Genomic DNA, 19,324 nt, shown 5'->3' on the forward strand with positions numbered 1-19,324 from the left:
TGTTAATTTTTCATCACCATTCAAAGCATTTTTAGCATCTGCAATTTTTTGCAATGCTTCTTTAATCTGAGAACTATCAGAATTTTCTTTTAAAACTTTTTGAGCATCTTCTATTGCTGTGTCATATGTTGCTTTTTTATCAGGATCTGCTTCTGTGTAATTTTTATCTGATTTTACAGTATCCTGTTCGCTAGTTACTGTTGTTAGATCTGACATATCTTTATCTAAAGTAGTAGCATCTGCTTGAAGTTTATCAATTTCATCCACTGTATTAGCTGCGTTAATCTTATTCTCAAGCTCTTGCTTTTGAGCAGTATTCAAATTAGTCAAATTATCAATGAACTTAATAGATTGTTCTCTACCATCTAAAGCAGCTTTTGCATTATTGAGCGCCTCTTGTGCCTGATTATACTCTTCAATAGAAGCTGGTGTAGCCTGTGTTAATAATCTTAAAGTTTTTTTCAGTGCTTCATCATATGCTTTTTTCTTATCGTCAGATGCTTTTTTATATTCGATAGTTCCCACAGTATTTCTTGCTTCTTCTTGGGACTCTTGCACATCAACAACTTTTATATTAATACTTTTTTCTTCTTTTACTTTGTCTTCAAATCCCCATGACTGACTTGCACCAGGATAAGTAGCAATTATTTTCGGAGTAAAGTCACCAGCTGCAGATGTGTCATAGTTATCCCAATTTAAATCTGGAATTGTATCTGCATTTGACAAAACTTGATTAATATCAAGCGGTTTAGTTCCTTTTTGTACAACGTACCCAGCCTCAGCTCTTGTACTTAATTCTGGTTTAGATGCCACCTCAATTACAATATTACTTATCATATTTGTAATATCTGTATCTTTACTTTTTACATATGCTATTAGTTTATCATCCGCTGATAAACCTTCAATATCGTCATGAGCCAAAGCATACTCAGGTGTTGCATTTTTCGAGATAATATACACTGTATACACTTCACCATTTTTAGTTAAATCTATATTAGATATACCTGTTTTAAAACGTGTAGTACCATCACTAGTTGCGTTAACCCCATTAATTTGGAATTTCAAATCATTTACATGAACATCACCACCATAGGCCTTAATAGTAATATACATTGTAACTAGCTGAGCATCTGCAGGCTTAGCAGGTTTATTTCCTTCAATTTGGATTAATGATTCACCGTCTTCACTTCTGACAGTAGGATTATCAATCGTTCCTGAACTACGATCTTGCCCACTTGTAGTATTTAATGTATTAACAGAACGGCGAACTACTTTATGGCTAGTAGTTGGTGTTAGTTCTTTACTAGTAGTTTCATTATTTACTACCACATCACTAACTTCACTATCTGTACTATTCACATTGCTACTTGTAACTTCATTTTCATTATTAACAACTTGACTATCTACAGTTGTTACTTGATTTTCATTTGTAGCATTTTGTGTTTCTTTACCTGTACTTTCATCAACATTAGTTACAGTATTTGATACTGTATTGTTTGTAGATGACAAGGTTACTTCTTTGTCATTTATATTTGAGTTGCCAGTACTATTTACATCTTCAATTTTGTAATTGTCATTAGTATCAGCTTTGACATTAGGAGTATCTAATAATAATCCCCCAAAAATAGTAAGCCCTACTAATACTGAAGTTGTCTTCCCTGAAACCTTTACTATACTAAATCTTTGCTTTTCTCTACTGAAATTATCTTTCTTTCGCAAAATTTTTCACTCCTAAAACACTCAATATAATATAATTTAATTTAATTTTAACTATTACAAAATATACCCTACTATCAAATAAATTTCAAGAATTTTTTTTAATATATAATTATAAAGACAAACTTTAATTTTCACAATAAAAAAGGCTGGCCTACTAACGTTTATAAGCGTAGTTTACCAGTCTTTTAGTCTTTAAATCATATTATAAATTTTCATCCATATTAAATGTTAACTTCGATAGTTTCAACCCTTCCACAAAGAAATGGCTTATCATTTCCATAGTTCTTTTCTTCATATCATCCACCATCTCGTAGTTCTTCTCTGTTAAATATCTTGTTAATGTTTCACCTGTTAATTCTTTTGCACCTTTATCAAATTCACTAATTAATCTATGTTGTTGTTCACGAGCTGCCGTCAAATAATCAAGATCATCTTGAATAAATTGAGCATGATGAGATTCAACTAACATTGATAAAGCACGATACATCCAATACGCACTATTAATATCAAATTCAAGCGGTGTATTACTCCAGCTAGGATCTGTATCATTAGCATTAGCATAAAATGGAACATATGGCGTGAATGAAGGAACCCCAAAGCACATCCACATTAATCCTGCTTGTTCTTCAGGAACATTATTTCTAATTTGAAGAACATGGGAATTTTGTGTACGATTCAATGAGATTGGACGGAAACGTTTCTTATCTTCTTCACTTCCATGACCTAATGGATCATATTTAGTTTCATTGTAATGTGAACTTAATACATACTCTAAATCTTCTACTGATAATAAGCGATTAGCTCGACAGATAAATGGCAATTCAGAAGAAGTTGGTTCTTGTTCTACTTCTGGGGTGAAGTAACGTTGTCCAAACCAAACACGTGGAGTATTGTAATGTCTATCTTTTTCAGTATCCGTGCCAAAAATTTTACGGAAATTGAAGCCATCTTTATTAGGATTCAAATGATGTTCTTCTACGAATTCCAATAATCCATCTGACCACATATAGTTTTCAGGATCATTAAAATCTATTTTTTGTTGTGCTACTTGGTTAGCAGCAATTGCATAGGCATCATCTGGAATTCTTGTAGCAGCCCAATGATGACCTGTTACAATTTCCATGTACCAAACTTCATCCTTATCTGCAAACAAGACCCCGTTTCCTTCTGGAGAACCATATTTTTTTATAAGATTTCCTAAGTACTTAACACCATCGCGTGCAGAATCTATATATGGAGCCACCATATCCTGCAAGGAATCTTCTGCCAAGCCATTTTTTATCCATGGATCATATGCCAAAGCACGTGGATTCCCATATACAGATTCTGTAGCAGACATTGCTACATTTTTTTCGTTAATTGAAGTTTCACCAAAAACACCATTTTTTTCTACATCAGCATTGGGAGTAAAAGTTGTTCTATATCCTTCACTTGGTAATGGTGCAGTAAAACCATTTTTATTGGAAGTCCAAGTTTCTTTACGTCCAGATACAGCTGGTTGCATAACAAATCGTTGAGGAGTGATTGGTAGAAATGTATCATCATTTCTCGCAATCATTGTTGAACCATCAACAGTTGCTTTCTTTCCTACTAAAATTGATGTACAAGCTTGTTCCATCATTATTCAATCCATCTCCTACTTTGAAGTTTTCCCTTCTAGTTTACGCCTTATTAACAAAAAAAGCATCCTAAACAGGATACTTTTCCAATACTAATTTATAAAACTTTTTGCAATAATTTTTGCAAAGTTGCACTTTCTTTTTCACTAAGATTAGACGTTACTTCAGCACTAACTTTTTCAGTAATTTCAGTAATATCATCTATATTATCTAATATCTTACTTGTAGGATATAATTCAGTTTGACGATGATCAGTTGTTGACCTTCTCTTTTCTAACCAGCCATTTTTGACTAAATTAGAAATTTGCTTTGTCACAATACTTTGTTCACGATCTAATAACTTAATCATCTGTACTTGATTAATTCCTGGATTATTAATAACTACAAATAAATAATAAAAATTAGCTTCATTTAAGCCATATTTGAGTAACTCTCTATTTAGACTCAATCTAATCTTACGATTGAATTTTGCAACTAAATATTCAATAGTGCTCTTGTTCATATTATCCATTTAATCATCTACGGCTATCGCGATTTTTTATATAAGATATAAATACCGCCAACATTAGTAAGACTAAAACAACTGTTACCCACATGGAAATTCTCATACCTAAAACAAAGGAATGTGGAATTGAACTAATAACAATCAACATTGTAACTGAAACAGCACCTGATACTTGACGCAAAGTATTATTCAGTGCTGTTGCATGACTGATTTCACGTGGTGCTACTCCTCTGAATGACTCAGAAATAGCTGGTGAGAATACTAAGGCATTTCCCACCATACGAATCATATAGAAGACTGTCATTATCCATATTGGTGTACCTTTAGATATAATAACAAATGGAATTGCTGAAATTAACATCAAAATTCCACCAGAAATTACTAACCATTTTGCACCATATTGATCGTATGCACGTCCTACAACAGAAGCTGTCAACGCATTAGCTATCGCCCCTGGCAAAAGAATCATACCAGCAGTCATACTGCTTACATGACTGACATTTTGTGCATAAATTGATACCATTTGTTCCATACCTAGTAATACCATAAATGCACAGATTCCCACTAGAACCATCATTCTAAAAGAGTATAGTTTGATTATTCTAACATTAAGCATAGGTTGTTTTAAATTCAGCTGTCTCTTTACAAAAAAGTATAAAATAATTGCACCTACTACCAACATTGCTAATCCTAGCATCCACTGTGTTTGAACAATAGTTATTCCTATTAAAGCTAAACTTGAACCAAGTAAAGATAAAACTACAGATAAGTAATCAATCTTAATGTCCAGAGGTTCAGAGTAATTTGGAAAAACAAAGTATCCTATTATCCAAATTAATACCATGATTGGTAGGATTAAAATAAATAAATATCTCCAACCTAGTAAGTTTAAAATAAATCCTGCTAAAGTAGGACCAATTGCTGGGCCAAAAGCAATTACCAATCCAGACATTCCAATAATTGTTCCTCTTTTTTCAGGAGGATAAATTGAAATCATTGTTGTCATTTGAAAAGACATTAAAATCCCACCGGCACAAGCTTGAACTAAACGTGCCAATAGTAATAACCAAAAATTAGTTGCCAAACATCCTATTAATGTCCCAATGACAAAAGTTCCTATCGTTCCCAAAAAAACACTACGATTTGAAAATTTATCATACATATTTGATGATAATGGAGTCACAATCCCTATCAGCAATGTATATCCAGTTGTTAACCATTGAACTGTTGTTAATGACTGATTCATTTGATTTTGAATTACTGGTAATGCTGTAATCATCATCGTTTGACTCATTAAACTAATAAATGTTGAAAGTAATAAAATTATTGATACAGCTAATCTTGTTTTAGGATTAATTGTATCAGCGATATTTCTTGCCATCTATATTCCCCTCTCTCAAAAAACATTCACTTGCATGTAATTGCCAAACTTATTTTAATTAGTTCACTAACCAAATGTCAATTAAAAAAATGCCTTTCAGAAAAAATAAATTTTCTAAAAGGCATTTTCATTTTTAATGTTTAGCATTATCTGCTATAAAGTTATCAGAACTAGCATCTTCTCCATAGATTAAAACTTTAGTCCCAACTGGTAAATTCTTTTGAATCCATTCAGCATCTGGTACAGTTAACCATATAGAACCATATGCTTTAATATTATTCTTCTTAGTAATTTTTGTACTACCAAGATGTTTAGCATCTTTTTCAATTACTTTTCCATTTTCATCAACAGGTACTGATTGAAAATGATACATACCTTTACCCTTAAAAGAAGTCCAGTGTAACCCACCTAATTGGCGTGTAGCATCATAGAATTTATCTCCACGAGTTTCTTCTAATTTAAACTTTCCTACAGGTGTTACTTGATAGTTAGGGGTCTTAGAATTATAGTTCTTACCCAAAGATGCATACATTGTATATAAAACATAAGGTCCACTCATAACATATACTCTTTGCTTAGCTGAAGATACTACCAATCTAATTCGGTTAGATTTTTTCACATTCTTATACTTAGAAACATCTGGATATGCCTTAGTCATCGATGGCTTGTTCCAATCAACTTTTTTGCGCATAGCCTTTTTCTGTTCTTTAGTAATCTTCTTTATATGTCGGCTAATACTAGAACTTATCTTCATTTCACGACTAACCTTAACAGCATTTTTACTTTCCAAGTGGTGCATATGTACTGCACTCCATCCAGCAATTCCCACTAAGATAATCGCAACGATCCAGTAAATTAAATTATTTTTTTTCATTGGTTATCCCCTCAATTTAGTAATACTAGCTTATTTTATCATATATAGTACTATTACGAAAAACTTTGCTGAAATTACTTAATGAGATTCTTTTGATATTCCTTAATTTGGATCAATTCTCGTCTTTTTACTTTTCCACTAGCTGTCTGTGGATATGACATAACTTGATAAAATCTTACTGGTACTTTGTAATGCGCTAGATGTTCACGCCCATATGAAATTAATTCCTGTTGTGAAAGTTTTCTTTCCAATATTACAAAAGCAACTGGCACTTGTCCCCACTTTTTATCAGTAATTCCTGCTACAACGATATCCTTAACTCCTGTTAACTTTAAATAGCTTTCTTCTACTTCATGTGGAAAAATATTTTCTCCACCAGAAATTATCATATCGCCCTTTCGACCTTTCAGATATAAGAATCCATCTTCATCTAAATAACCAATATCTCCCGTCTTAAACCATCCATCTTCAAATACTTCTTGATTTTTCTCAAGATTATTAAAGTAACCTGGCGTGATATTAGGTGCTTTAAGTAATACTTCACCGTCATGAGCCAATTTTAATTCAACAGAAAATAACGGTTTTCCTACTGAACCAATTTTATTCTCAGCATCTTCAAAATTTAAAGCTATCACTTGCGAAGCAGTTTCCGTCATTCCATAAGACTGGATAACTGGTATGTTTCGCTGTTGGCATCGCTCTAATGTAACCTTATCTATTGGTCCGCCACCTAATAAGAAGCAACGAAAATTAGAATTGTATCCTTCTTGGGGAAAGATTTCTAAAAGTTGTTGCAACATTATGGGGACTACTGACATTGTACTTATACTACTTTTCTTTAATAAGGATGTAACTTTTTCTGCATCAAATTTATCCATCAAAGTTACAGTCATTCCATAAATCAATCCACGCATAATGATTGATAAACCACTAATATGGAAAATAGGCACTGCACATAGCCAGTTATCCTTATCTGTTAAACCTAGGTTTAAGGCCGAACTGATTGCAGAATAAAAATGATTTTTAAAAGTCTGCTGTACTCCTTTAGGTTTACCAGTTGTACCTGAAGTATACATAATAGTCGTAACTTCATCATCATTGAATTCTGATACTAATTTAAAACCTTGATTTTCCTCTAAACTTTTTATTTGATTAAAGGTTAAACTTTCAATCCCTACAAATTCTTCATGTAACAATGACTCATCATATATCAACAACGAAACTGCAGCATCTTCCAGCTGATATTGTAGCTCTTCATGCGATAATCTTTTATTCAAAAAGACAATTTCACACCCTAATTGTTGTAATGATAGAATCATCAAATAACCATCAATCGTGTTATTGGTAAGCAATGCTACTCTCATCTCTTTACGAGACTTATTAGCTAAATGTGCTGCCAATACTGCCACCCTATCACTTACTTCTTTAAAAGTTAATTTGGTATTACCAGCTTGAATGGCTATTTTATTTGGAGAAAGTAGAACTCGTTTCTTTAACCAATTTTCCATTAAGGGAACTTAGGAAATTGCTGGAAATCTGGTTTACGTTTTTCGTTAAAGGCATCGCGTCCTTCTTTTCCTTCGTCTGTTGTATAGTAAAGCATCGTTGCATCGCCTGCAAATTGTTGTAAACCAGCTAAACCGTCAGTATCAGCGTTCATTGCAGCTTTAATAAATCTAATTGCAGTTGGTGACTTTTGTAAAATCTCGTTGCACCAATCCAAAGTTACTGATTCAACTTCATCCAAAGGAACAACTTTATTTATCCAGTTCATTTCATATGCTTCTTGAGCTGTATAAAAATGATTTAAGAACCATACTTCTTTAGCACGTTTATGTCCTATAACGCGTGCTAAATATCCTGAACCATAACCTGCATCAAAACTACCAACTTTAGGCCCTGTTTGACCAAACATTGCATTATCAGCAGCAATTGTTAAATCACAAACTAACTGTAAGACGTTACCGCCACCAACAGACCAACCTTTAACCATTGCAATAACTGGCTTAGGGATAATTCTGATTAAATGTTGTAAATCTAGTACATTTAATCTTGCAATTTTATCTGGCCCTACATAACCACCATTTCCACGAACTGTTTGATCTCCACCCGAACTAAATGCTTTATCACCAGCTCCTGTTAAAATAATTGCTCCAATTGTACTGTCATCGCGACAAATTGTGAATGCTTCAATCATTTCAGCAACCGTTACTGGAGTGAAAGCATTATGTTTTTCTGGTCTATTCATTGTTATTTTGGCAATTTGACCTGCTCTTTCAAATATGATTTCAGAATAGTCCTTAACTTTTTCCCATTCTACACTTGTCAAATGAATCACGACTCCTTATCTACATATGTATGATAAAATATAACTTGATTATATCACTTTACCAGATTAGGAGAAATTATAATGGATTTAATCGAATATTTGGGAATTAAAAGTATTATTTCATCCAAGGATAAAGTAATCCTATCTTTAAATGTTACTGATAAAGTACAACAGCCTTTTGGCGTATTACATGGTGGAATTAATTCAGTTTTAGCTGAAACCGCTGCTAGTATTGGAGCTAATCTCAATCTTTCTCATGGTCATGCTGTTGGTGTCAATATATCTACTAACCATTTAAAAAGTGTGACTTCTGGAAAATTAACGGTTGAGGCTACACCGCTTAGAATTGGAAAAAAGATCCAAGTATGGCAAGCTAATACTTTTGACGATAAAAATAATCTAACCAGTAATTCTACAATTACTTTGACTAACATAAATTAAAAAAATGTTTAACCGATATACACAAATATCAGTTAAACATTTTTTTAGTCTTTAATATAATCTAGCATTGCAAATAATGCTTGCTTATTCATTTCAGGAATCTTATGTTTCAAAATATCAGCAGCACTTTGCTTTAACTTATTTCCTTTTATGAATTTACTATCATTTTCTACTACTTCACGCACACCTGCTTCATTCATTTCTAAATGAAATTGTAGACCAATTGCATTTTCATTAATAATAAATCCTTGATTTTCAACAAGTGGACTCGAGAAAAGTGGAGTTGCTTCTGTTGGTAATCTAAACTGTTCACCATGCCAATGTAGCACATCCAATTTTTCTGGAACTCCTGGAATTATATTGCTCAGGCGTTTCACTTCTCCCCAACCTACTTCTTTAGGACAAGAACTCACATCTCCGCCCAAAGTTTTTGAAAGTTGTTGCGCTCCAAAACAAATTCCTAAGTACGATTTATGTGCCATCAACATTCCTCTAATTAATTCTCGTTCCTTAACAATCCATTCTTCGTCGTCATTGACACTCATTGGTCCACCTAATACTACCAACATATCAGTATCAATAACTTCTGGTAACTTTACATTGTTATTAGCAGCTTGATATACATTTACTTCATATCCATTATTTTCTGCCCATTCACCAATTAAACCTATTCCTTCATGAATTGAGTGTTGTAACACATTCATCTTCAACTTAAATTCCTTCTTTCACAGCTGATGATTACTTCTTTTCTTTTATAATATACACCGGTCTTCTTTTAACTTCAGAAAAGATCTTTCCAATGTATTTACCAACAATTCCTAGACACATTAGTTGAATTCCGCTAAAGAATAGCAATAAACAAATAGTTGATGTCCAACCTGTCGTTGGATCTCCACCTTCTAAAAAGTAACGAATAATAATCCATATAATTCCAATCCCTGAAAAGAATGATGTTAACATTCCAAAATAAACAGCTATATCTAAAGGTGCTTGAGAGAAATTGACAATTCCATCAATCGAATATTTCAACAAGCTCCAAAAATTCCAACTTGTTGTCCCAGCTACTCGTTCTTGGTTTTTATATTCTAAATATTTAGTATTGAAACCTACCCAACTAAAAATACCTTTAGAAAAACGATTGTATTCTGTCATTGAAAGGATTGCATCGACCATTTGTCTTGTCATTACTCTAAAATCTCTGGCACCATCAACGATTTCAGTATCAGAAATTTTATTAATTAACTTATAAAACATTCTTGCAAAAAATGAGCGAATTGGTGGTTCACCTTTTCTATTCGTTCTTCTAGTTCCCACACAATCATAATCTTCATTTTCAAGAATTTCTATCATCTCTGGCAACATATCTGGCGGATCTTGTAAATCAGCATCCATTACAGTTATATAATCTCCTGTAGCTTGTTGTAAACCACAGTATAGCGCAGCTTCTTTACCAAAGTTTCTAGAAAATGATACATAGTGTACATGTTCTTTATCTTTAGCGTTTAATTTACGCATTTCATCTAAAGTTCCATCTTGTGAACCATCATTCACAAACCAATATTCTAATTCAATTCCATTTAATTCCTTTTTAACTTTTTCAACAGCCTCATAGAACAAAGGTATAGTTTCCTCTTCGTAATAACAAGGCACTATAATTGAAAGTTTTTTTGTCATACTACATATTCCCTTCACCAAAATCAATTAGTCCTAATGATATCCACTCATTAGTATATCATTAATAACAAAAAATATATGATTTTTTTGTTAAATTCACACCAATCTAAACTCAAAGTCTAGATTACCTTGTTTAAAAGATTATTCATAGTATAATAGAAAGTGTACACTATTACTGATATAATAAAAGTATGAATAATTTGCCGAGAGGAGTTTCAACTATGGCAAACATTAAAATTTTAACAGACTCTTCTGTTCAACTTACACCAGAAGAAATTGAAAAATATAATATTACAATTGTACCCCTTTCTGTTGAAGTGGATGGTAAAAATTATGTTGATGGTGAAGATATTTCTCGTGAAGAATTAGTCCAAGCTTTAAAAGATGGCAATATTCCTAAAACAAGTCAACCACCTATCGGCAGATTTATAGATGCTTATAATGAACTAGGTAAAGATGGCAGCGAAGTATTAGCTATTGTACTTTCAGATGTTCTTTCTGGAACTTACGAAACTGCAAGTAGTGCTGCTGACATGGTAGATACTAAAGTAACTGTTATTAACAGTAAATCAACTGACAGAGGATTGGCCTTCCAAGTTCTTGCTGCTGCTAAAGATTTAGAAGCCGGTAAGAATATTGATGAGATTAAAGATCATCTTAAAGATATCTATCATCGTACAACTATTGATGTTTTGATTGATAACCTTGACTGCTTAGTTGCTGGTGGTCGTGTAAGTCGTTTAGCTGGTGCTTTAACTAAACTTATCAATCTTAAGCTTATTATTCGCTTGAACGAGGAAAGTTTGGATGTTATTGTCAAGGGTCGTAGCAAGAAGACCTTTATCAAGCATTGCAAGGCTTTAGCTGAAGAATATCTACAAAATCACAATCCTATTCAAGCACTATCCTTATCAAATGTTGGTACAGATGACAGTCTACTTCAAAAGATCAAGGATACTTTATTAGAGAATAACTCTATCCAAGAAATCCCTTATATCGCTCGTTTAACTAGTCCTATTATTATGACCCACACTGGTTTAAACGCTGTTGGAGTTATTACACTTAACGAAAAACCTACACATTAAGACAAAAAGCAAGTTTTGACTTGCTTTTTTACTTTAATTTATAATTTTTCTAATTTACTTTTTAAAAATTATTAGTTATAATATGTTTATAAATAAAACTTATTTCTTTTTTTAAATATGGGGGGATTTATTATGTCTCGTCTAAGTCATAAACAAAAATTATATATTATTGTTGGTATCGCTGCAGTCGCAGTCGTTTTACAATACTTATTACATTTAAAATTATATGCACAAATTCTCGTTACTTTAGTCGGAGCTATCATTGCTTTATCTATGTTTAAGGAAATGGTTCACACACTCCGTTCTGGAAAATATGGCGTCGACCTATTAGCCATCTTAGCTGTTGTCGCTACTTTATCCGTAGGTGAATATTGGGCAAGTATGGTTATTCTTATCATGCTCACTGGTGGTGATACATTAGAAGATTATGCCTCTCATAAAGCAAATACAGAATTGAAAGCGTTGCTAGATAATTCACCTCAAGTTGCCCATAAAATTATGGATGATGGTGACATAGATGATGTTAGTGTCAATGACGTTAAAGTTGGAGATAAAATTGTAGTTAAACCTGGGGAAATTGTTCCTGTCGACAGTTTTATCATTAAGGGTAGCGGCTTATTTGATGAATCTTCTTTAACTGGTGAATCAAAACCTGTTGAAAAAAATCTCCGTGACAACGTAATGTCTGGTTCTTTGAATGGGGACAATTCTGTTACTTTACAAGTAAGTAAACTTGCTAAAGATAGTCAATACCAACAGTTAGTTAAGCTAGTTAAAGAAGCTGAAAGTACTCCTGCCCATTTTGTTAGAATGGCAGATAGATATGCTGTTCCATTTACTTTAGCAGCCATTTTAATTTCACTTGCAGCTTGGTTCTTCTCAGGCGATCCCCATCGCCTTGCCGAAGTATTAGTTGTAGCCTCACCTTGTCCTTTAATCCTTGCAGCACCTGTTGCTATGGTTTCAGGTATGAGTCGTGCTTCACGTAATGGTATTGTGGTAAAAACTGGTGATGTTTTAGAAAAACTTGCTACTGCCAAAACTGGTGCTTTTGACAAAACTGGTACAATCACTAGTGGACAATTAACTGTACAAGATGTTGTTACAACCTCTTCTATGAAAGTAGAAGAATTATTACAACTAGCCGCTAGTGCTGAACAAGAATCATCACATATTTTAGCTCGTTCACTTGTTGCATATACTGATAATCAAAATATTGATTTAGCACCTGTTAGTTCTTTAGAGGAAAAAACAGGTAAAGGAATTGAAGCTACTATTAATCATAAAAATGTTAAAGTTGGTAAACTTAAATTTGTTGCTCCAAATTCAGAAATGAAACCTTTAGCAACTACTACTATTTATGTTAGTGTTGATGACGAACTTTGTGGTTATGTTACTTTTACCGATCATGTTCGTCCTGAAGCAAAAGAAACTATGAATACTTTGAAAGCTTTAGGAGTCAAAAAATTAATGATGCTAACTGGGGATCAAGAAAAGATTGCTCAACGAGTTGCTAAAGAAGTAGGAATTGATGAAGTAAAAGCTGATTTGCTACCTCAAGATAAGATCACCGCTTTACAAAATATCCCTAAATCTGGCCACCCTACTTTTATGGTTGGTGACGGTGTAAATGATGCTCCTTCACTTGCAACTGTTGATGTTGGTATTGCTATGGGTGCACATGGTTCTACTGCTGCTAGTGAATCAGCTGATGTTGTTATTTTAAAGGATGATCTATCCCGTGTTTCTAAGGCTGTTACTATTTCACGTGACACCATTAGAGTTGCTCGTCAATCAGTTTTGTTAGGGATTGCAATTTGTACTGCATTAATGTTAATCGCAAGTACTGGTATCATCCCTGCTTTCATCGGTGCTATGTTCCAAGAAGTTGTCGATACTGTTTCAATTTTATGGGCTTTAAAGGCTCGTTATTCCCACGAACAATAGTTAATATATATTCAATCAATAGGCGTATAACAGCGTCTATTGATTTTTTATTTGCATAAATTTTGAAAAATCAATTTTTTATTCTATTATTTTTCTGAAAATTACGCTACAATACTAAAAGTTAAAGAAAATATTAAGGAAGGCTGTGGTAATTTTGCCTGCTAACTTTCTCAGGCGTAAAAATAAGCCACCTTGTTTAAATGATTAATAATACGCTTTATATTAATCATTATTAATGAGGAGATTTTAAATGTTAGATCAAAAAAAACATTATATGAGCTGGCCAGTTATCGCTTTGCTCGACTTTGTTACAATTATTAGTTTTGAAAATATTTTCTATCCTTTTCAAAATCAAGGATTATCTGTTGTTATTTCATGGATTTTCTTACTTTTTACTTACGTTATTCCTTATGCATTAATTGCTACACAGTTAGGATTAACTTTTGATAATCAAGATGGTGGACTTGCTTCTTGGATTCGTCGTGGTACTCACAGTGATTTATTTGGATACATTACTTCCTGGATGTACTGGACACAAACAATTCCTTACTTAGTGGACGTTTCAAACTCTGTTATTGTTTCTATAAGTTGGATTATTTTAGGTAATAATACTTTAGGACATCACATGTCTACGTTCACTTTCGGAATGTTAACTTTTGTTATTATTTTATTATTCATTATCTTCGAAAATGTTTTCCGTGATTCCTTAGAAGTACTTTCCATCATTGGTGGTGGTGCGATGTTCTTGATTTCAATGCTTTTTGTTTTCATGACTATATGGGCATTAACACACGGTGCACATATTGCTACACAACCATTTAATCTTCATGCATTTAAGCCAAACTTTAGTTTACACTACTTCTCTACAACTGGTTTATTGATCTTTGCTATGTCTGGTGCTGAATTAGCAGCTCCATACATTAACAAGATGCGTAATCCTAAGCGAGATTTTCCTAAAGCTATGTGGATGTTAGCTTTGATGACTGCTTTCTTAACTATCTTTGGTACTTTATCATTGGCTGTCTTCTTTAACGCTAACCACATTCCTAATGACTTTAAGATGAATGGTCCATACTATGCATTCAAACTTTTAGGTGAACAAGTTGGTATGGGTAAGAGCTTGATGTATGTCTTTGCTGTAGTTCAATTGATGTTTATGTTAGCTCAATTAGCTATTTTAATTGATGCTGCTAGTCGTGTATTCGCTAGTGATACTGCTGCTAAATACATGCCTAGTTGGCTTATCAAGAAGAATAAAGCTGGACGTCCAGTACACAGTTATACTTTAACTGCTGGAATCAGTTTGTTACTTCTTCTTTTAAGTGGTACTTTACCAAATATCAACTCCATCTATAACTGGTTGTTGAACTTAAATGGGATTGTTTCACCATATAAGACAGCTTTAGTATTCGTTGCATTCCTAGCTATTCGTTGGCAAGAAGAACAATTTAAGTCCGATTACGTTTATATTAAGAATAGAACTGGTGCTTTAATTGTTGGTTTCTGGTGCTTCATCTTCACTTTTGTCTGCGCAACAATGGGATTCATCCCTCAAGATGCTGCTCCTGGAACTAAAGCATTTGATCACCAATTATTTATGAACTTTGTAACTGTTGGATTCTTAGTTGTACTTGGTTTCCTATTACCATGGCTACGCAAACTAGAATTAAAGAGAGCTGCAAAAAAATAAAATATTAAAATTAATACCCTGTAATTTTTTTAGGTAGACTACCTGATTACAGGGTATTTTATTATATATAAAAAGACATAGCTTTGCTTTGCAAACAAAACTATGTCTTTACTTTTATCTAGTCTAAATTGCGATGCTTTAGACTTGGAAAAACTATCTTGTCAGCTATCCCTACGATTGGTCCCTGACATAATAAAGCAAATATTGTTCCAACATTTATTGCATATATATGATGTGATACAATTACCGAAATAATAATCGCTACAATTGGTGGAGTGAAAGTTACCAATTGGGCAATTGTAGAACTACCTTTGAAGTATTTAAAACGAATAATTTGCATCAAATCATCAACTGGATGCAACATCCAATTTATTCTTTGATAAAGTGATATAGCAATAGCAATTAGGACTACTCCTAAACAATCCAAAAAGATACGCACAGGTAAATTTAAACTATGAACTCCTAGTTTAACTAATTCTGTTGCAAAAATCCCTACTAAAATTGAAAAAGGAGTCATAAAAATTAGATTACCCAATATTCTTTTTAAATTAACCTTTTTCAAAATTATTAGATTAACGATTATTACAATAAAACCAGAAATAAATAGCATCGCACTCAAAGAAATTGGTGTTATTTTAGCTATATTAACTGCTGCGGCAGTCCACAACGCACTTCCTAAATTCAAAGATACCGTTAAAGCATTGCCTAAACTATTCAAAAATATCGATAGTATAAAATATCCTAATAACAATCCCATTGAAGTTGTTTCTAAATTTCTATTTTGTGTTACTTTCATTCTCTATCCCTACTATCTCATTATCTGACTGTACATCTGCAAACATTCCTAAAAATACAATGTTAAATGCCATGTCCCATAAATGATTATCAATTGCAGAACTTAATAAAACTAGGATCAAAGCTATAACTAAATTATAATTTCTTTGTTTAATGTTACTTTCGATACTACTAATTATGTAAAACATCGCAACAACAAAGAATACTAAGCCATACATTAATAACGCCCTTACAAACGATGAATCAATGAAAAAGTATGCTTCCCCTGGCTTAATACTACCATTCCCATTTTGATAAATAAATTGACCAAACAAAGGAATAGCATAATCATGATATGCAACTTGCCCGAAGAATAAACGCGCAGAACTCAAGGTATTTATAATACTCCAAATTCTACTATTTGGATTAAACATCAAAGGCAACATCACATTGATAACTGCGTATATCCACAATCCCCATCTAACTTGTTTTAAACTGAATCTTTGGATAAATTTTACCGCATACTTATATCCCCCTGCACATAGGAGTAGTATCAAAATAATCAAAATTTCATCTAGTTTAGTTGCGGTTAATGTATAGACACATATCAACAAGGCTATTCCTGAGATAATCTCCGGTATATTCCATTTAAATCGTTTAAGTAAAGCATATGCTAACATAAAATAAAAAATATGCGCTGCAGCATCTGATGGAGAATAGTTTCCTAAAGCTATTCTAACCGTATTATCTCCTGGTCTTTGAAGAGTTAAATTCAGTATATAATCATTCAGAGCCAACCAGGCACTTACTATAAAAATTGGAATTCCAAAGGTTAAGTACAATTTAAGAATTTTCCTGAAGTCGACATCTTTGGCACCTATCAAAAATACGGTATAGAATAATGGCTCATAAGCACGAGCTCGATAGCAAATATAAGTTATCAGCATAAAGATTAACAATAATTTTATTGTTAGCTTTCGTGGATATTTATCTAGTAATACTATCTTTCCCATCACTAAAAGTGTTACTGCCTGCTCAATTCGAAGGAAAATCAACTTATTAAAATATGTAATTTGATCCACCATTGTTGTGCCATTAATATAAATAGTTATAAAAAATATTGCCAGACAACATAGATAAAACCATTCTGTTAACTGACGGTACTTTTTCCCGGCATCATCAATTAATTTATTATCTATCGGCATAAAAATATTGCTCCTTCAATATTATTTGACAATTATAATGATATGCTAAATCATTAACTCTGACAAATTAAATATCTTTTACAATTAAAAAAGTGGACTTTTACATCCACTTTTCTTAATAATTATTTTTCATTAACTGGTTTTTTCCAGAAACTCATAATCAAAGCTGCTACGATAGAGCCAACGATTACAGCTAAGAAGTAACCCCAAATGTTTGTTGCCAGAGGTGATACCCAGAAACCACCGTGAGGAGCAGGAATACCAATTCTCATAGCACCAACAATTGCTCCAGAAACAGCAGAACCAATGATACATGATGGAATTACACGACCTGGATCAGCTGTTGCAAATGGAATAGCACCTTCTGTAATGAATGAGAATCCTAAGATCCAGTTTGTAACACCTGCACGACGTTCATCTTCAGTATACTTGTTCTTGAAAAATGCAGTACCGATAGCTGTTGCAAATGGAGGAACCATACCACCAACCATTACGGCAGCCATCAAAATAGCAGCAGTTGTAGACTTAGGATCGTTAGCGAAAGCACCTGAAGCAAATACATAAGCAGCCTTGTTGAAAGGACCACCCATATCAATAGACATCATACCAGCTAATACTAATGTTAATAGGACTAAGTTTCCAGTACCCATACCATTCAAGAAGTGAGTGATCCATAGGTTGATTGTACTGAAGATTGGGTTAACAATGAAGTACATAATCAAAGCAATGAATAGCAATCCAAATACTGGATAAAGAAGCATTGGTTTCATACCTTCAACTGAACGTGGTAATCCTGCAAACATCTTCTTCATACCTAAAATCAAGTATCCAGCAATAAAACCAGCTGCAATACCACCTAAGAATCCAGCAGGTGAAGTTGAATGTGCTTGAGCGTTAACTTGAACACCACCAGATACGTTAACAATTGAAGCCATGTAACCGCCGACTAAACCAGGCATTAGAGCAGGAGTATCACCGATTGCTTCAGCAATGTAAGCTGCCAACACAGGTACCATAAATGCAAATGCTAAATTACCTGCACTATTTAAGAAAATAAATGCTGGAGCTTTGGCACCACCCATATATTGTTCAACAATAAATGAGATCGCCATTAAGATACCACCACCAATAACAAATGGTAGCATGTGTGAAATACCATTCATTAATTGCTTGTAGATGTTACCCCAAACAGTTCCATCAGATTCAGTAGAAGAACTACTATCATCACCTGTTGCGTGATAAATAGCTGCCTTTCCATCCAAAACTTGTTGGATTAATTTTTCTGGTTCTTGGATACCAGATTTAACAGGCTTATTTACAAGTGGCTTGCCATCAAAACGGTTCATTTCAACCTTTTTGTCGGCTGCGATAACAACACCAACAGCTCTTGAAATTTCATCTGCTGTTAAACGATGTTTGATACCTTCAGAACCATTTGTTTCAACTTTGATATCAACACCTAATTCTTTAGCTTTCTTCTTTAAGTTTTCTTCAGCCATGTAAGTATGTGCAATACCATTTGGACAAGCAGTAACAGCAACAATATATGGACGATCACTATTACTATTTGCAGCTGCTTTTTCCGCTTCTTCTTCAGCCTTGTTTTCAGCTTCCTTCTTAGCTACAGCTTCTGCAAAAATATCTTGAACCTTGTCAGGTGTATCTGCAGCTTTCAATGCTGTTACAACATCTGGGTTCATCAATACTTGTGATAAAGCAGCTAAGGCTTGCAAGTGAGTATTATCTCCACCTTCTGGAGCTGCAATCATGAAGAATAAGTGAGCTGGCTGGCCGTCCATTGAGTCATAGTCAACACCTGCAACACTTCTAGCAAATTGTACAGCTGGTTTCTTAACTGCAGCGTCATGTGCGTGTGGAATAGCAATTCCATCGCCCATACCAGTTGAACCTTCTTCTTCACGTTTGATGATATCTTTCTTATATAGATCTTCATCGTCAATGATTCCATGTTCATAATAATTATGTACCATTTCATCAATTACTTCAGCCTTAGTAGTAGCCTTAAGATCCATAATCATGATATCTTTCATTAACAAACTACGAATATCCATATTAAACCG

General features: G+C 33.4%; 15 protein-coding genes and 1 pseudogene. 4 read left to right on the forward strand and 12 right to left on the reverse strand.

From position 1 onward, the window contains the following. The 7 genes and pseudogenes from NOU10_RS08475 to menB all read right to left on the reverse strand — a co-directional run. Nucleotides 1-1,719: pseudogene (locus NOU10_RS08475) on the reverse strand (hypothetical protein); the annotation flags it as partial. 202 nt (nt 1,720-1,921) lie between these two features. Beyond that, the gene (locus tag NOU10_RS08480; protein ID WP_255906570.1) at nt 1,922-3,340 is read right to left on the reverse strand and encodes a C69 family dipeptidase; all 1,419 of its coding nucleotides are present in this window, start codon (nt 3,338-3,340) and stop codon (nt 1,922-1,924) included. 95 nt (nt 3,341-3,435) lie between these two features. Then, entirely contained in the window at nt 3,436-3,849 is a 414-nt protein-coding gene (locus tag NOU10_RS08485) for a MarR family winged helix-turn-helix transcriptional regulator (RefSeq protein ID WP_255906572.1), read from the reverse strand. 4 nt (nt 3,850-3,853) lie between these two features. Further along, nucleotides 3,854-5,224 (reverse strand): MFS transporter, encoded by a 1,371-nt coding sequence (locus tag NOU10_RS08490; protein ID WP_034983332.1) that lies wholly within the window; start codon nt 5,222-5,224, stop codon nt 3,854-3,856. 133 nt (nt 5,225-5,357) lie between these two features. Next, on the reverse strand, nt 5,358-6,098 hold the full coding sequence (locus tag NOU10_RS08495; protein WP_003704946.1) for a L,D-transpeptidase: 741 nt from the start codon (nt 6,096-6,098) through the stop codon (nt 5,358-5,360). Nucleotides 6,099-6,172: 74 nt separating this feature from the next. Further along, nucleotides 6,173-7,606: an o-succinylbenzoate--CoA ligase gene (locus NOU10_RS08500; protein ID WP_255906573.1), complete on the reverse strand. Its 1,434-nt coding sequence runs from the start codon at nt 7,604-7,606 to the stop codon at nt 6,173-6,175. Next, nucleotides 7,606-8,427, reverse strand: a complete 822-nt coding sequence (gene menB, locus NOU10_RS08505; RefSeq protein WP_003704061.1) for a 1,4-dihydroxy-2-naphthoyl-CoA synthase — start codon at nt 8,425-8,427, stop codon at nt 7,606-7,608. The genes NOU10_RS08500 and menB overlap by 1 nt, the downstream gene beginning before the upstream one ends. A gap of 81 nt (nt 8,428-8,508) precedes the next feature. On the opposite strand from menB, the gene NOU10_RS08510 reads away from it, so the two are divergent. Further along, on the forward strand, nt 8,509-8,868 hold the full coding sequence (locus NOU10_RS08510) for a PaaI family thioesterase (RefSeq protein ID WP_003704948.1): 360 nt from the start codon (nt 8,509-8,511) through the stop codon (nt 8,866-8,868). A 44-nt stretch (nt 8,869-8,912) separates the two neighbouring features. Here NOU10_RS08510 and NOU10_RS08515 read toward each other — a convergent pair whose 3' ends face one another. Next, complete coding sequence (locus NOU10_RS08515) at nt 8,913-9,578, reverse strand: type 1 glutamine amidotransferase (RefSeq protein ID WP_003709201.1); 666 nt, start codon at nt 9,576-9,578, stop codon at nt 8,913-8,915. 28 nt (nt 9,579-9,606) lie between these two features. Beyond that, complete coding sequence (locus NOU10_RS08520; RefSeq protein WP_255906574.1) at nt 9,607-10,542, reverse strand: glycosyltransferase family 2 protein; 936 nt, start codon at nt 10,540-10,542, stop codon at nt 9,607-9,609. 221 nt (nt 10,543-10,763) lie between these two features. Between NOU10_RS08520 and NOU10_RS08525 the strand changes: the two genes are divergently transcribed. The 3 genes from NOU10_RS08525 (at nt 10,764) to NOU10_RS08535 (ending at nt 15,264) form a co-directional block, all read left to right on the forward strand. Beyond that, nucleotides 10,764-11,627 carry a DegV family protein gene (locus NOU10_RS08525; protein WP_003704953.1) on the forward strand — a complete coding sequence of 288 codons (864 nt, stop codon included), beginning with the start codon at nt 10,764-10,766 and terminating at the stop codon, nt 11,625-11,627. Between the two features lie 132 nt (nt 11,628-11,759). Beyond that, a complete protein-coding gene (locus NOU10_RS08530) occupies nt 11,760-13,574 on the forward strand; it encodes a heavy metal translocating P-type ATPase (protein ID WP_003704955.1) in 1,815 nt (604 codons plus the stop codon). A gap of 250 nt (nt 13,575-13,824) precedes the next feature. Then, entirely contained in the window at nt 13,825-15,264 is a 1,440-nt protein-coding gene (locus NOU10_RS08535; protein WP_255906575.1) for an APC family permease, read from the forward strand. Nucleotides 15,265-15,382: 118 nt separating this feature from the next. On the opposite strand, the gene NOU10_RS08540 is transcribed toward NOU10_RS08535, so the two are convergent. The 3 genes from NOU10_RS08540 to NOU10_RS08550 form a co-directional block, all read right to left on the reverse strand. Further along, nucleotides 15,383-16,060 carry a hypothetical protein gene (locus tag NOU10_RS08540; protein ID WP_255906576.1) on the reverse strand — a complete coding sequence of 226 codons (678 nt, stop codon included), beginning with the start codon at nt 16,058-16,060 and terminating at the stop codon, nt 15,383-15,385. Continuing rightward, entirely contained in the window at nt 16,041-17,243 is a 1,203-nt protein-coding gene (locus NOU10_RS08545; RefSeq protein WP_161022993.1) for a polymerase, read from the reverse strand. Before NOU10_RS08545 ends, NOU10_RS08540 begins: the two co-directional genes overlap by 20 nt. Before the next feature lie 122 nt (nt 17,244-17,365). Then, entirely contained in the window at nt 17,366-19,315 is a 1,950-nt protein-coding gene (locus NOU10_RS08550) for a fructose-specific PTS transporter subunit EIIC (RefSeq protein WP_069468724.1), read from the reverse strand. Between the last annotated feature and the right edge of the window lie 9 nt (nt 19,316-19,324).

The sequence above is a fragment of the Ligilactobacillus sp. MP3 genome (assembly GCF_024436335.1).
In the GTDB taxonomy this organism is placed as follows: Bacteria; Bacillota; Bacilli; order Lactobacillales; family Lactobacillaceae; genus Ligilactobacillus; species Ligilactobacillus salivarius.

What these genes read in the sequence shown, in the direction of transcription:
- NOU10_RS08480 (WP_255906570.1), bottom strand. Translation starts at nt 3,340, where the DNA reads ATGATGGAACAAGCTTGTACATCAATTTTAGTAGGAAAGAAAGCAACT.
- NOU10_RS08485 (WP_255906572.1), bottom strand. Translation starts at nt 3,849, where the DNA reads ATGGATAATATGAACAAGAGCACTATTGAATATTTAGTTGCAAAATTC.
- NOU10_RS08490 (WP_034983332.1), bottom strand. Translation starts at nt 5,224, where the DNA reads ATGGCAAGAAATATCGCTGATACAATTAATCCTAAAACAAGATTAGCT.
- NOU10_RS08495 (WP_003704946.1), bottom strand. Translation starts at nt 6,098, where the DNA reads ATGAAAAAAAATAATTTAATTTACTGGATCGTTGCGATTATCTTAGTG.
- NOU10_RS08500 (WP_255906573.1), bottom strand. Translation starts at nt 7,606, where the DNA reads ATGGAAAATTGGTTAAAGAAACGAGTTCTACTTTCTCCAAATAAAATA.
- NOU10_RS08510 (WP_003704948.1), top strand. Translation starts at nt 8,509, where the DNA reads ATGGATTTAATCGAATATTTGGGAATTAAAAGTATTATTTCATCCAAG.
- NOU10_RS08520 (WP_255906574.1), bottom strand. Translation starts at nt 10,542, where the DNA reads ATGACAAAAAAACTTTCAATTATAGTGCCTTGTTATTACGAAGAGGAA.
- NOU10_RS08525 (WP_003704953.1), top strand. Translation starts at nt 10,764, where the DNA reads ATGGCAAACATTAAAATTTTAACAGACTCTTCTGTTCAACTTACACCA.
- NOU10_RS08530 (WP_003704955.1), top strand. Translation starts at nt 11,760, where the DNA reads ATGTCTCGTCTAAGTCATAAACAAAAATTATATATTATTGTTGGTATC.
- NOU10_RS08535 (WP_255906575.1), top strand. Translation starts at nt 13,825, where the DNA reads ATGTTAGATCAAAAAAAACATTATATGAGCTGGCCAGTTATCGCTTTG.
- NOU10_RS08540 (WP_255906576.1), bottom strand. Translation starts at nt 16,060, where the DNA reads ATGAAAGTAACACAAAATAGAAATTTAGAAACAACTTCAATGGGATTG.
- NOU10_RS08545 (WP_161022993.1), bottom strand. Translation starts at nt 17,243, where the DNA reads ATGCCGATAGATAATAAATTAATTGATGATGCCGGGAAAAAGTACCGT.
- NOU10_RS08550 (WP_069468724.1), bottom strand. Translation starts at nt 19,315, where the DNA reads ATGGATATTCGTAGTTTGTTAATGAAAGATATCATGATTATGGATCTT.